Below are 14,078 nucleotides of genomic sequence, written 5' to 3'. Positions count from 1 at the left end.
AAAGGAAGCCACCATGACTTCTGAACAGTCCTCCACCGCCTCCGCGGAAGGCACCGTCGTCTCCCAGGGCGGCGTGGCCGAGACCCCGGACGGTCGCATCACCGTCGGCAAGACCCTGCCGGACGGCGAGGCCATGCTGGCCGTGCGCAACATGAAGAAGGTGTACCACACCGACGGCGGCGACATCGAGGCCGTCCGCAACCTCACCTTCGACCTGCCCCAGGGCCAGCTGGCCTGCCTGGTCGGGCCCTCGGGCTCGGGCAAGACCACCCTGCTCAAGTGCATCGCCGGGCTGCTGGAGCCCACCTCCGGAGAGGTGCTGCTGCACGGCAAGAAGGTCACCGGCCCGCCGAAGTCCATGGCCGTGGTCTTCCAGGAGTACGGCCGCTCCCTGTTCCCCTGGATGCGGGTGCGGGACAACGTCGAGCTGCCGTTGAAGAACGCCGGCATGGACAAGGCCAAGCGGGATGAGCTCGTGGACAACGCGCTGGAGGCCGTGGGCCTGGCACACGTGCCCAAGTCCTACCCCTGGCAGCTCTCCGGCGGCATGCAGCAGCGCGTGGCCATCGCCCGCGCCGTGGCCTACCAGCCGCAGGTGCTGCTCATGGACGAGCCCTTCGCCGCCGTGGACGCCCAGACCCGCGCCGACCTCGAGGACCTGGTCCGGGATGTCTGGAAGAAGCTCGGGGTCTCCATCCTGTTCGTCACCCACGACATCGACGAGTCCGTCTACCTCGGTGAGCGCGTCATCATCCTGTCCTCCTCACCCACCGTGATCCAGGAGGACCTGCTGATCGACCTGCCCGCCGAGCGCGACCAGCTCGAGACCCGCTCCTCCAAGCGGTTCGCCGAACTGCGCCACCACGTCTACGAGCAGATCCAGCTCGCCAAGAAGGGCTTCCGCCCCGAGGACGCCCTCGCCAAGTAACCCAGCACCACCCCCCCCCCGCTTTGCGGGCGATCCCACTGTGAGGGCAATCCCGCTGTGAGGGCGATTTCACTGTGAGGGCGATCCCACGGCGTGGGATCGCCCTCACAGTGCTCTTCGGGGGCAGGAGGATGGGGGCGGCCGGGCGTGTCATCCACAGGTGGGGGGTCGGCGGGCGCGGCGTGCGCGCACGTCCCGCCAAGCTGGCAGCATGTCACGACGACGGCCACTCCCCGAATTCTTCCGGCACGCCCCCTTCAGCCGGTCCCGGGCGATGGCAGACCAGCTGCCATCGAGCCGACTCCAGTGCCCAGACGTCGAACATCTCGGCTACGGCCTCTACCGGGACCGTTCGGCCCCGGCGCTTACGTGGGCGGACATCGGCCTGGAGGAACCACCGCACGGCAGGGATCCCGGCTTCCTGCGCGCACTGCTGGAGTCCACCGAGGGGATCCTGTCCCACCAGTCGGCGGCACACCTGTACGGGATCCCCCTGCCGCCATGGCTGGCGGGCGGGCCTGAGGACGGAGTCGACGAGGACGACGCTCGGTGGAAGGTGCAGATCACCGGTCCCGGGATGCACCTACGCAGCCGCCGCGAGGGAGTCGCCGGGCACCGACGAAAGCTGGCCGCAGGTGATGTCGTCGTCCGACACGGCCTGACCTGCACCTCGCCGGAACGGACGTGGCTGGACCTTGCGGCCCTGTTCCGGGCGGGGCAGGAGGAGCATTTGGTCGTGGCCGGTGACCATCTGGTCAAGCATCCGTGGGTGGATGGCGGCCGCCGGGAGTCGATCACCACGCCGGACCAGTTGCGGGCTGCGCTGTGCCAGGCCGGGCGGTTCAAAGGGGTCCGATTGGCCCGCGCGGCATTGCCCCTCGTCCGGGTGGGTGCGGACTCCCCGAGCGAGACCACCGTGAGGCTACGGCTGGTGGACGCAGGTCTGCCCGAACCGGAACTGCAGGTGCACGCCACCGACCTGGCCTCGGACCCCTATCCGGCGGACCTGGGCTATCGAGAGGCCAGGATCGCCCTGCAGTACGACGGCAGGCACCATCATGACCCTGAGCAGCAGGCCATCGACGCCCGCCGGGATGCCTGGTTCGCCCGTCACGGCTGGGTAGTCATCCGGATCACCGCCGAGGATCTCCGGGACGACCTGCGGGACGTCATCGGGCAGATCAAGGTCCATCTGGTCCGCCTGGCCGCCTGACAGATCCAGATGTCCACCCGGCCCGGCCCTGCTGGCCATCTACAAGAGGCTCGCGCAGCCGGTCCTCGCGTCCCGTGGGATTGCCCTCAAAGCGAAGGGGCCACCTGCCTGGGCGGGGATGAGCCCCCCCCGCCACCCCCCCCCGACCCCGTGGGATCGCCCTCAAAACGTGGGGAGGGGTGGGTGGGTAGGCTCTGAGCATGGCGGAGGGCAACCCGACGGACACGACCCTGGACCGGCTCATTCGGATCCTGGGTGCCTTTGACGCGGACCGGCAGACGCTCTCGGTCTCCGCCCTGGCGCGCCGCGCCGGCATCCCCCTGCCGTCCGCCTACCGCTGGGTGGACCGGCTCGCCGCGGCCGGGCTGCTGGAGCGGACGGAGGGCGGCGCCGTCGGCCTGGGGATGAAGCTCTGGGAGCTGGCCTCCCGTTCCAGCCCCGGCACCTCCCTGCGCCGGGCCGCCATGCCCTACATGGATGACGTGCAGGCCGTGCTGCGCCAGCACACGCAGATCGCCGTGCTGGACGATGCCGGTGTGCTCGTCCTCGAGCGGCTCTCCGCCCGCGGGGCGGTGCCCAACCAGGCGACCATCGCCGGACGGATGCCCACCTTCACCACCTCGCTCGGGCTCGTGCTGCTGGCCTTCGCGCGCCGCCACGTCACGGAGTCCTTCCTGGCCGCCCACGCCGCGGAGCTCGGCGCCCCCATCCCGTCCCCGGGACACGAGGGCAGCGCCCGCGGCGTGGTGAACCCCACCGAGACGGAGCTGCGGCAGCAACTGGCGGAGATCCGCCGCCAGGGCTGGGCGGCCGTGGACGGCCAGGTGGACTCCGAGGTCACCGGGGTGGCCGTCCCGGTGTTCTCGCCCGAGGGCCAGGCGATCGCGGCCCTCGGCGTGGTGGTGCCGCGGTCCTCGGAGTTTCGCCCCGGGCTGGCCCCGATGCTCCTCGCCGCGGCCCGGGGCATCAGCCGCGTGCTGAGTCCGCGGGATGCCATGCCGGCGGCGGACGCGGTCTTTCCCCAGCACCCGCCGGTCACCCTTCCGGGGCCCCGGGCGTGACCTGCCTCGCGCCCATCATTCTCACTGAGTGAGAATGGCTGCCGTGTTCGGCTGTACGCTCCATCACACTGGTGGGGAGACGGAACCCTGCGCGGCGCGGGCCGCAGCGCCGGCCACGCCCCGGTGCCAGCCTCGCGCCAGCTGCGGCGCCGGCCGCGGCGTCGGCCACCACGCCGACGACACCGGCCACCGCGCCGGCCCGGCGCAGGCTTCCGGCAATGCACCCCGGCGCAACGAAGGAGTTGGAATGGCAGATCACGCAGACACGCCACTGGTCACCCGCACGAAGGTCGGCATCGTCGGAGGCGGCCCCGCCGGGCTGTTGCTCTCCCACCTGCTGTCGAAGCAGGGCATCGAGAACGTCGTCATCGAGTCCCGCGACCACGACACCATCAAGAACACCCACCGCGCCGGCATCCTCGAGCAGCAGGCAGTGAGGATGCTGACCGAGTCCGGGGTGGACGGCCGGGTCCTCACCGTCGGGGATGAGCACGAGGGCATCGACCTGCGGTTCAAGGGCGAGTCGCACCCGTTGAACTTCCCCGAGCTCGTGGACGCCACGGTCACCCTGTACGCCCAGAACGAGGTCTTCGTGGACCTGGCGGCCGCCCGGGAGCGGGACGGCGGCGACGTCCGCTACGAGTCCGAGGTCATCGAGGTGGCGGACCTGAAGACGGACACTCCCGTCATCCGCTACAAGGATGTCTCCGCCGGTGCCGACCCGGAGGCCGTGTACGAGATCCAGTGCGACTACCTCATCGGTGCCGACGGGTCCCGTTCCTTCTGCCGCCGCGCTGTCGGGACGGAGCAGGGCCACCAGGACTACAAGATCGAGTACCCCTTCGCCTGGTTCGGCATCCTGACCGAGGCCCCCAAGTCCTCCCCGGAGCTGATCTACGCGAACTCCCCGCACGGCTTCGCGCTGATCTCCCAGCGTTCCGAGACGGTCCAGCGCATGTACTTCCAGTGCGACCCGGGCGAGAAGGTCGAGGACTGGTCGGACGACCGCATCTGGTCCGAGCTGCAGAAGCGCGTGGACGGCCCGGACGGCTTCCAGCTCAAGACCGGCCCGATCTTCGACAAGACCGTGCTGGGCTTCCGCTCCTTCGTGCGTGAGCCGATGAGCCACGGCAACATGTTCCTGGCCGGGGACGCCGCGCACACCGTCCCGCCGACCGGGGCCAAGGGCCTCAACCTGGCCTTCGCGGACGTCAAGGTGCTCTTCGAGGCCCTTGACTCCTACTACGCCACCGGCTCCCGCGAGCTGCTGGACGGCTACGCCGAGACCGCCCTGAAGCGCGTCTGGAAGGCCCAGAACTTCTCCTACTGGATGACCTCCATGCTGCACACCCGCGCGGACGCCAACCCCTTCGAGACCAAGCGTGCCCTCGGCGAGCTCGAGACCGTCACCTCCTCCCGGTTCGGCCAGCAGTACCTGGCCGAGTCGTACACGGGCTGGCCGCACGCCTGAACGGCACCTGCCTGGAAGATGCCCGCCGCCGGCCCCTCGCCGGCGCCGGCAGGTGACCGGCCGCCGTCGGGCCGGGTCTGAACCCGAGGCCCCACCGATCCACCCCCGCCAGTACCCCAACCCGTACCCCAACCAGCACCCCAACCACCAGTAGAAAGGAGCAGCCCGTGAGCAACGAGAACACCGGTCCCGTCGTCGAGGACGACGAGACGTTCGACAACAGCCACGTGCTCGACCCCGCCGCGACGCAGGACTCCCAGGAGACCATCAGCGCGGAGATGAAGGCGATCCACGACTCGGCCTCCGGGGAGACCCAGCCGCGCGTGAACTTCCCCCCGTACCGCAGCTCGCTGCTGCGCCACCCCACCAAGGACATGCACCACGCCGACCCGGAGACCATCGAGCTGTGGTCCCCGGCCTTCGGCCACCGCGACGTCCACACGCTGGAGTCGGACCTGACCCTGCAGGGCAACGCCGAGCCGATCGGCGAGCGCATCAAGGTGCGCGGGCGGGTGCTGGACGGCGCGGGCCGTGCGGTCCGCAACCAGCTCGTGGAGATCTGGCAGGCCAACGCCGCCGGTCGCTACGTGCACAAGCGCGACCAGCACCCGGCGCCCCTGGACCCGAACTTCACCGGGATCGGCCGCACGATCACCGATGACCAGGGCTTCTACGAGTTCACCACCATCAAGCCGGCGCCGTACCCGTGGAAGAACCACCACAACGCCTGGCGCCCGGCCCACATCCACTTCTCGCTGTTCGGGACCGACTTCACGCAGCGCATGATCACCCAGATGTACTTCCCGGGCGATCCGCTGTTCAGCCTGGACCCGATCTACCAGTCGATCACGGACCAGAAGGCCCGCGACCGCCTGGTGGCGACCTACGACCACAGCGTGTCCGAGCACGAGTGGAACACGGGCTACTACTGGGACATCGTCCTGACCGGCAGCAACCGCACCCTGATGGAGGCCGATACCGATGCGCATTGAGAAGACCCAGCTTGAATCGGCACGGACGGGCGGCGAGCAGCTCGTGCCCACCCCGGGCCAGACCATCGGCCCGTTCTTCGGCTACGCCTCCGGGTACGAGAACGTGCACATCCCCTTCCTGGACGGCCAGCACCTGGTGAACCCGGCGAGCCCGAAGGCCGTGCGCCTGACCGGCACCGTCTACGACGGCTCCGGGGCACCGATCCCGGACGCCATGGTGGAGATCTGGCAGGCGGACGAGAACGGGCAGATCGTCCAGGAGACCGGCTCGCTGGTCCGCGACGGCTGGACCTTCACCGGCTGGGGCCGCGCCTGCGCGGACAACGTGGGCACCTACACGTTCTCCACCGTGAACCCCGGACCCACGGAGGAGGGCAAGGCGCCCTTCATCCACGTGGTGGTCTTCGCCCGCGGGCTGATGAACAAGCTCCACACGCGCGTCTACCTGCCGGAGGACACCGCCGCCCTGGAGCAGGACGCCCTGCTGTCCTCCCTGGACGCGGACCGCCGTCAGACCCTGGTCGCCGAGCGGGAGGCGGACGGCACCCTGCGGTTCGACATCCGCCTGCAGGGCGAGGGCGAGACCGTGTTCCTCGAGTTCCCGGGCATCGAGTACCCGCAGCACGACTGAGTCCCGGCTCTCTGAAGCACCAACGGTGGCCCGGCCGGCCCCCCGCTCCGTGACGGAATACGGACGCACGGGGGCCGCCGGGCCATCGGTGCGGATAGCCTAGATGTCAATCATCCCGACCCCAGGAGCGCACCCCCCGATGCCCACGTCCGAGCCAGAGTCCGAGTCGACCTCGCAGAGTTCCGCGGCCGGGCCGGCCGCGCTGGCCTCGCTGACATCGCTGGCCCAGGAGGCCGACGTCGGCCTGCTGGACCCCCTGCCCGCCGGCACCCGGGCGGCGGTGCAGTCCTCGGACGGCGCCTACCTACGCCACCTGCTGAGGATCGAGGCGCAGTGGACCTCCGTGCTGGCGGACCACGGCATCACCACCCGAGAGCACGCCGAGGCCGCCGCCGCGGCGGCCGACCCGGCCGAGTACGACCTGCTGTCCCTGGCCCACGCCGGCCAGGACGGCGGCAACCCCCTCATCCCCGTCCTGAAGGCGATGCGCGCCAAGGTGTCCTCCCCGGGCGCCATCCACATCGGCGCCACGAGCCAGGACATCATGGACACCGCCATGATGCTGATGGCGACCGACGTCTCGGCGACCATCCTGAGCGACGTCCGCGCCGCCGTCGGGTCCCTGGCCGAGCTGGCCACCGAGCACCGTCAGACGCCCATGGTGGCCCGTTCCCTCGCCCAGCACTCCCTGCCCTCCACCTTCGGCCTGCGCGCCGCCGGCTGGCTGTCCGGGCTGGCGCAGGCCGGGCGCCGGCTCGAGGCCGCCACCGCCGAGCTGCCCGTCCAGTGGGGCGGGGCCGCGGGCACCATGGCCGCGCTGGCCGGCCGGCTGGATCGGGAGTCCCGCCAGGGCACGCTGGCCCCCGGGGTGGACGCCTTCACCCTCGTGGAGGACCTGGCCGCCCAGCTGGGCCTGGCCGCACCCGCCGGCCCGTGGCACACCAACCGGCTGCCCGTCACCGGAGTGGCCGCCGCGCTGGCAGACGTGGTCGCCGCCTGCGGCAAGATCGCCAATGACGTCCTGATCTCGGCCCGCATCGAGAACGGCGAGCTCGGCGAGCCCCTGGCCGCCGGCCGGGGCGGGTCCTCGGCCATGCCCCACAAGCAGAACCCCGTGCTGTCCGTGATGATCCACGCCGGCGCCCTGTCCGCACCCGGCTCCCTCGCCCAGGTGCTGACGGCCGCCGGGGCCGCCAACGAGGAACGACCGGACGGCGCCTGGCATGCCGAGTGGCCCGCCCTGCGCCAGCTGCTGCGCACCGCCGGGGGAGCCGCGGCCCGGACCGCCGAGCTGGTCGGCGGGCTGCGGGTCAACACGGAGAAGATGGCGGAGAACCTCAACCTGGTGGGCCCCCTGCTGGTCTCCGAGCGGCTGATGGCCGAGCTGGCCCCCGTCCTCGAGGAGCAGGCCGGCGGGGAGCCCGGCTCCGGCAAGGCCCGCCTGCAGCAGATCGTGGACCGGTCCCTCGCGGCCGGAGGCCGGGACGGCGGTGCTGGCGAAAGCGAGGCCGGCTTCCGCGCCCTGCTCCGCGCCGAGCTGCCCGCCTCCGTCACGGACGCGGAGCTGGACGGGCTGCTGGACCCCGCCCACTACACCGGCGAGGCCGTCAGGCTGGTGGACCGCATGGTGGCCGAGTACCGCGGCTTCGCCGATTCCTGACCCCGACTCCTGACCGCAGCCGATTCCTGACCCCCGCAGACCACGAACCCCAACCGACCACGCAGAATGGAGCACCACGTGAGCACACCCGAGATCACCGCGATCCGCCTCTCCGGCCAAGGCGAGGCCGGCCCGGACAAGGACGTCCTGTTCGTCGGCGCCGGCCTCGGCACGGGCGTCCAGGCCTTGTGGGCGGACGCCGCCGACGAGCTGGCCGACCGCTTCCAGGTCATCGGCTGGGACCTGCCCGGCCACGGCCAGTCCCCGGCCCACAACGAGCCCACGTCCATCGCCGACCTGGCCAACGCCGTCGCCGACCTGGTGCGGGCCCAGCATGCCGCCGGGACCATCCCGGCCGGCGCCAAGGTCTACTACGCCGGGGTCTCGGTCAACGGCGAGGTCGCCCTGCAGCTCGGCCTGGACCACGGCGAGCTGTTCGACGGCATCGCCGTGATCTGCTCCGCCGCCAAGATCGGCGACCCCGCCGCGTGGGCGGAACGGGCCGCCTACGTGGAGCAGGCCGGGACCCCCACCATGGTGGCCGGTTCCGCCGAGAAGTGGTTCGCCCAGGGCTTCATCGAGAAGCACCCCGAGCGCTCCACCCGCGTGCTGCACACCCTGCAGGAGGCCGACCGTTTCTCCTACGCCCGGCTGTGCGAGGCCCTGGCCGGCTTCGACGTGCGGGAGCGCCTGGGTGAGATCAGCACCCCGATCCTCGCGCTGAACGGCGCCCAGGACGCGGTCTGCCCGCCGGCCGACGGCGAGGCCATCGCGGCCGGCGTCGTCAACGGCACGGCCCGGGTGCTGGAGGGTGTGGCCCACCAGGCCCCCCTCGAGAAGCCCGAAGAGACCGCCACGATCCTCAAGGAGGCCTTCAGCGCATGAGCCAGCAGGATGAGCAGCAGAACCAGCGGCCGGTGGGCCACCAGATGGACCGCACCTCCCAGGAGGTCTACGACGCCGGCATGGCCGTGCGCCGCGAGGTCCTCGGTTCCGCCCACGTGGACCGCGCCGAAGCGAAGAAGGATGAGACCACCGAGGACTTCCAGAACCTCATCACGCGCTACGCCTGGGGCACCATCTGGACCCGCCCGGGCCTGGATCGCCGGATGCGCTCGGCCGTGACGATCTCCGCGATGGTGGCGGGGGGATACTGGGAGGAGGCCGCCATGCACATCCGGGCGGCCCTGCGCAACGGCCTGAGCCGGGATGAGATCAAGGAGATCCTGCTCCAGACCGCCGTCTATGCCTCCGTCCCCGCCGCCAACATCGCCTTCAAGCTCGCCCAGGAGGTCTTCGCCCAAGTGGACGAGGACCTGGCCGCCGGCAAAGAACTCTGAAAGGACCACCTATGAACTCCCTGACTGACGCCTACATCTACGACGCCGTCCGCACCCCCTTCGGCAAGGTCGGCGGGGCGCTGGCCAAGACCCGCCCGGACGACCTCGCCGCCCACGTGGTGGCCGAGTCCGTCAAGCGCGCCCCCGGACTGGCACAGGCCGGCACGGAGAGGATCGACGAGGTCGTCTTCGGCAACGCCAACGGTGCCGGCGAGGAGAACCGCAACGTGGCCCGCATGGCCACCCTGCTGGCCGGGCTGCCGACCTCCATCCCCGGCACCACCGTGAACCGGCTGTGCGGCTCCTCCCTGGACGCCGCGATCATCGCCTCCCGCCAGATCAACGTGGGCGAGGCGGACCTCATGCTGATCGGCGGCGTGGAGTCCATGTCCCGCGCCCCCTGGGTGCTGCCCAAGACCGAGCGCCCCTTCCCCATGCACAACCTCGAGCTGGCCAACACCACGCTCGGCTGGCGGCTGATCAACCGGAACATGCCCAAGGAGTGGACCGTCTCCCTCGGCGAGGCCACCGAGCAGCTGCGGGAGAAGTACGGCATCACCCGGGAGCGCATGGACGAGTTCGCCGCGAACTCCCACCAGCTCGCCGCGAAGGCCTGGGACGAGGGCAAGTATGACAACCTCACCGTGGCCGTGCCGGACGTGGACCTCACCCGGGACGAGACCATCCGCCCGGACTCCACCGCCGAGTCCCTGGGCGGGCTGCGCACCGTGTTCCGCAAGGAGAACGGCATGGTCACCGCCGGCAACTCCTCGCCCATGAACGACGGCGCCTCCGCCGCCTGGCTCGGCTCCGAGAAGGCCTCGGACGTGCTCGGCCTGCAGCCCCTGGCCCGCATCGCCGGCCGTGCCGCCGCCGCGAACGAGCCGCAGTACTTCGGCTACGCCCCCGTGGACGCCGTCAACCAGGCCATCGCCCGCGCCGGCATCACCTGGGATGACATCTCCGCCGTGGAGCTCAACGAGGCCTTCGCCGCCCAGTCGCTGGCCTGCACCGACGCCTGGGGCGTGGACACCTCCATCGTGAACACGTGGGGCGGCGCCATCGCCATCGGCCACCCGCTGGGGGCCTCCGGCGCCCGCGTGCTCGGCACCCTGGCCCGCCGCCTGGAGGAGTCCGGCGACCGCTGGGGCGTCGCCGCCCTGTGCATCGGCGTGGGCCAGGGCCTCGCCGTGGTGCTCGAGAACGTCAACGCCCGCGCCTGACCCCTCAGACGCAAAGTGACCTCACCCCCACCGAAGTGACGTGGTCTGGTCACTTTGCGCCCGTTCGGAACCGGCACGACGCCGGCCCGGCACCTTCCAGCGGAAGGCAGCCGGCCGGCGTCGTGGGCCAGGACCAGACCCAACAGAACAACCCGCCATATCCCCGTACACGAGGAGGAACGATGCTTGAGTTCGTGGACTCGGCCGCCCAGGCCGTCTCCCGGATCACCGACGGCGCCACGGTGCTGATCGGTGGATTCGGCAACGCCGGTCAGCCGATGGAACTGATCGACGCCCTGATGGATTCCGGCGCCACCGGCCTGACCGTGGTGAACAACAACGCCGGGCAGGCCGATGCCGGCCTGGCCCTGCTGATCAAGGAGCGGCGGGTGGCCAAGATCATCTGCTCGTTCCCGCGCCAGTCTGACTCCTGGCACTTCGACGAGGCCTACCGCGCCGGCGAGATCGAGCTGGAGCTCGTCCCGCAGGGCAACCTGGCCGAGCGCATGCGCGCCGCCGGGGCCGGCATCGGCGGCTTCTTCACCCCCACCGGTTACGGCACCGAGCTGGCCGAGGGCAAGGAGGTCCGCGAGATCGACGGCAAGCACTACGTGCTGGAGTCCCCGATCCGCGGCGACTTCGCCCTGATCAAGGCCTACGCGGCCGATCCCCACGGCAACCTGGTGTTCCGCAAGACCGCCCGCAACTTCGGTCCGGTGATGGCCACGGCCGCCGCGCACACCATCGTGCAGGTGGACGAGGTCCTGGACGAGCCGCTGAACCCGGAGCACGTGGTGACGCCGGGTATCTACGTGGACACCGTCGTGGGGATCCCCACCGGCTCCGGGGTCAAGGAGCGCGAGGAGCGTGAGGCCCTGGCCGCAGGGAAGCCCAAGCCCTGCCTGGCCACCAAGACCGCGGCCGAGCTGGCCGCCGAGAAGTGAGGAGCACGCAGATGACACAGAGCACCCAGAACCAGGCGTTCCGCAGCACCGACACCCCGCTGACCCAGGACGAGCTGGCCCAGGTGATCGCGGCGGACATCGAGCCGGGGTCCTTCGTGAACCTGGGCATCGGCCAGCCGACCACCGTGTCCAACTACCTCTCCCCGGAGAAGAAGGTCACGCTGCACACCGAGAACGGCATGCTCGGCTTCGGCCCGCAGGCCACCGGGGAGCAGATCGACGAGGACCTCATCAACGCCGGCAAGATCCCCGTCACGGAGCTGCCGGGATCGAGCTACTTCCACCACGCCGACTCCTTCGCCATGATGCGCGGCGGCCACCTGGACGTCTGCGTCCTCGGCGCCTACCAGGTCTCCGCGAAGGGTGACCTGGCGAACTGGTCCACCGGCAAGCCCGGTGCCATCCCCGCCGTGGGCGGCGCCATGGACCTGGCCATCGGGGCCAAGGACACCTACGTGATGATGGACCTCTTCACCAAGAAGGGCGACGTCAAGCTGCTGGCCGAGTGCACCTTCCCGCTGACCGGCGTGGGCTGCGTCTCCCGCATCTACTCGGACAAGGCCGTGCTGCTGCTCGACTCCTCCGGCGTGGTGAAGGTCCGTGAGCTGCACGGGATCTCCTTCGAGGAGCTGCAGGAGGCCCACTCAGGCGTGAGCTTCGAGAAGGTCTCCTGACCGTCTCTTTCACTTTCAGGGCGATCCCACGTTCGGGGCCATCCATCTTTGAGGGCGATCGTTCTTTGAGGGCGATCCCACCCCGTGGGATCGCCCTCAAAGCACCCCGGGAACGACGTCGGCCGCGCACCCAAAGGTGCGCGGCCGACGTCGTGCTGGGGGAGAGTTTTTCAGATTCCGGCAAAAGTTTGCTAAAGTAATCACGTTGAGTGCGGCCCTTCCGGGCCCGATGCCCTTGAGCGGCAGACCAACAGTTGCCGGTGTTGAGGCCGTGACGCGTGGGAATCGATGTCCGCGTCTGCAGTGCTTCCGCCGGTTTCGACGCGAACTGGAAACGGCCGAGGCGGCCGGAAGGGAAGTCATGTCTAGACAGCGCATTGCCATCATCGGAGCTGGACCGAGCGGTATCGCAGCCCTGCGGGCCTTCGAGTCGGCACAGCGGGCCGGGGCGAAGATCCCCGAGATCGTCGCCTACGAGAAGCAGGACGACTGGGGCGGGCAGTGGAACTACAACTGGCGCTCGGGCATCGACAAGTACGGGGAGCCCGTGCACTCCTCGATGTACCGGAACCTGTGGTCCAACGGCCCCAAGGAGGCCCTGGAGTTCGCCGAGTACACCTTCGACGAGCACTTCGGCCGGCCGATCTCCTCCTACCCGCCGCGCGAGGCCCTGTGGGACTACATCGACGGGCGGGTCCGGAAGTCGAGCGTGAAGGACAAGGTCCAGTTCTCGACGGCGGTCCGCTGGGTCGACTACGACCGGGACCAGGACACGTTCACCGTGACGGTGGAGAACCTGAAGTCCAACAAGACCACCTCCTCCGAGTTCGACCGGGTCATCGTGGCGACCGGCCACTTCTCCTACCCGAACGTCCCGGACTTCAAGGGCATCGAGACCTTCCCCGGCACCCTGCACCATGCCCACGACTTCCGTGGTGCCGAGAAGCTCGCCGACAAGCGCGTGCTGTTGATCGGCGCCTCCTATTCCGCCGAGGACATCGGCGTGCAGGCCTTCAAGATGGGGGCCCGCTCGGTGACCATGTCCTACCGCACCGGGCCCATGGGGTACGACTGGCCCGAGGGCATGGAGGAGCTGCCGCTCGTGGACCACTTCGACGGTGAGACGGTGCGCTTCACCAACGGCGAGACCCGGGAGTTCGACGCCGTGATCCTGTGCACCGGTTACCTGCACAAGTACCCGTTCCTGTCCTCTGACCTGGCCCTGCACTCCCGCAACAACATCTACCCCGCCGGCCTGTACCGGGGCGTGGTCTGGCAGAAGAACCCGAAGGTCTACTACCTGGGCGCCCAGGACCAGTGGTTCACGTTCAACATGTTCGACGCCCAGGCCTGGTACGTGCGTGACCTCATCCTGGGGCGGGCCAACCTGCCGTCCGCCGAGCAGCGAGCCGCCCACCTGAAGTCCTGGCGTACCCGCTTCCAGGAGCTCGACGGCGACGCCGACGACGTGCGCTTCCAGGCGGACTACATCCGGGACCTCATCGAGGCCACGGACTACCCGATGTTCGACCTCGACGAGGTGGTGCGGATCTTCCTGGCCTGGAAGGACGACAAGAAGAAGAACATCCTGACCTACCGGGACAAGCCCTACCGCTCCGTCCTGACCGGCACCATGGCCGCCGAGCACCACACCACGTGGCTGCAGGAGCTGGACGATTCACTGGAGCGCTACCTCTCCACCCCGGAGAAGTCCCCGGTCGAGGGGGTCGTGGACGGTCCCGGGCCCGTGGCGCAAGCAGCCCCCGGTTCCTGAACCGGCACGCTGAGCGGCGCCCCGCCCGGACATCAGGGGCGCGCCTACGACGACGGGCGGGGGCCCCCCCCCCGGGGGGGGGGGGCCGGGGGGGGGGGGGGGGGCCCGGGGGCGGGGGGGGGCGCCCGCCCCCGGGCGCGTGGTGG

13 protein-coding genes are annotated in these 14,078 nt (G+C 70.3%); all 13 read left to right on the top strand.

What is annotated here, in order from left to right; all coding sequences use genetic code 11:
- Positions 1 to 133 precede the first annotated feature (133 nt).
- The 13 genes from AB0K08_RS07235 to AB0K08_RS07175 all read left to right on the top strand — a co-directional run bounded on the left by AB0K08_RS07235 (position 134) and on the right by AB0K08_RS07175 (position 13,932).
- Positions 134 to 928: an ABC transporter ATP-binding protein gene (locus tag AB0K08_RS07235; protein ID WP_363353114.1), complete on the top strand. Its 795-nt coding sequence runs from the start codon at positions 134 to 136 to the stop codon at positions 926 to 928.
- Between the two features lie 274 nt (positions 929 to 1,202).
- The gene (locus AB0K08_RS07230; RefSeq protein ID WP_363352876.1) at positions 1,203 to 2,141 is read left to right on the top strand and encodes a DUF559 domain-containing protein; all 939 of its coding nucleotides are present in this window, start codon (positions 1,203 to 1,205) and stop codon (positions 2,139 to 2,141) included.
- Positions 2,142 to 2,341: 200 nt separating this feature from the next.
- Positions 2,342 to 3,202 carry an IclR family transcriptional regulator gene (locus AB0K08_RS07225; protein WP_363352874.1) on the top strand — a complete coding sequence of 287 codons (861 nt, stop codon included), beginning with the start codon at positions 2,342 to 2,344 and terminating at the stop codon, positions 3,200 to 3,202.
- Between the two features lie 247 nt (positions 3,203 to 3,449).
- Positions 3,450 to 4,673 carry a 4-hydroxybenzoate 3-monooxygenase gene (locus AB0K08_RS07220; RefSeq protein WP_363352872.1) on the top strand — a complete coding sequence of 408 codons (1,224 nt, stop codon included), beginning with the start codon at positions 3,450 to 3,452 and terminating at the stop codon, positions 4,671 to 4,673.
- A 278-nt stretch (positions 4,674 to 4,951) separates the two neighbouring features.
- Complete coding sequence (gene pcaH / locus AB0K08_RS07215) at positions 4,952 to 5,665, top strand: protocatechuate 3,4-dioxygenase subunit beta (RefSeq protein ID WP_363353112.1); 714 nt, start codon at positions 4,952 to 4,954, stop codon at positions 5,663 to 5,665.
- Complete coding sequence (gene pcaG / locus AB0K08_RS07210) at positions 5,655 to 6,296, top strand: protocatechuate 3,4-dioxygenase subunit alpha (RefSeq protein WP_363352871.1); 642 nt, start codon at positions 5,655 to 5,657, stop codon at positions 6,294 to 6,296. Before pcaH ends, pcaG begins: the two co-directional genes overlap by 11 nt.
- A 139-nt stretch (positions 6,297 to 6,435) precedes the next feature.
- On the top strand, positions 6,436 to 7,956 hold the full coding sequence (locus AB0K08_RS07205) for a lyase family protein (protein WP_363352869.1): 1,521 nt from the start codon (positions 6,436 to 6,438) through the stop codon (positions 7,954 to 7,956).
- Between the two features lie 78 nt (positions 7,957 to 8,034).
- On the top strand, positions 8,035 to 8,841 hold the full coding sequence (locus AB0K08_RS07200; RefSeq protein ID WP_363352867.1) for an alpha/beta hydrolase: 807 nt from the start codon (positions 8,035 to 8,037) through the stop codon (positions 8,839 to 8,841).
- Positions 8,838 to 9,296 carry a 4-carboxymuconolactone decarboxylase gene (gene pcaC / locus AB0K08_RS07195; protein ID WP_363352865.1) on the top strand — a complete coding sequence of 153 codons (459 nt, stop codon included), beginning with the start codon at positions 8,838 to 8,840 and terminating at the stop codon, positions 9,294 to 9,296. The genes AB0K08_RS07200 and pcaC overlap by 4 nt, the downstream gene beginning before the upstream one ends.
- 20 nt (positions 9,297 to 9,316) lie before the next feature.
- Entirely contained in the window at positions 9,317 to 10,519 is a 1,203-nt protein-coding gene (locus AB0K08_RS07190) for a thiolase family protein (RefSeq protein ID WP_363353111.1), read from the top strand.
- Positions 10,520 to 10,701: 182 nt separating this feature from the next.
- On the top strand, positions 10,702 to 11,463 hold the full coding sequence (locus AB0K08_RS07185; protein ID WP_363352863.1) for a 3-oxoacid CoA-transferase subunit A: 762 nt from the start codon (positions 10,702 to 10,704) through the stop codon (positions 11,461 to 11,463).
- Positions 11,464 to 11,474: 11 nt separating this feature from the next.
- Positions 11,475 to 12,158: a 3-oxoacid CoA-transferase subunit B gene (locus AB0K08_RS07180; protein ID WP_363352861.1), complete on the top strand. Its 684-nt coding sequence runs from the start codon at positions 11,475 to 11,477 to the stop codon at positions 12,156 to 12,158.
- A 361-nt stretch (positions 12,159 to 12,519) separates the two neighbouring features.
- Positions 12,520 to 13,932, top strand: a complete 1,413-nt coding sequence (locus AB0K08_RS07175) for an NAD(P)/FAD-dependent oxidoreductase (RefSeq protein ID WP_363352859.1) — start codon at positions 12,520 to 12,522, stop codon at positions 13,930 to 13,932.
- The last annotated feature ends 146 nt before the right edge of the window (positions 13,933 to 14,078 follow it).

The sequence above is a fragment of the Citricoccus sp. NPDC055426 genome (assembly GCF_040677445.1).
In the GTDB taxonomy this organism is placed as follows: domain Bacteria; phylum Actinomycetota; class Actinomycetes; order Actinomycetales; family Micrococcaceae; genus Citricoccus.
Note: the sequence above shows the minus strand (reverse complement) of the source record. Positions and strands in the feature narration are given on the sequence as shown.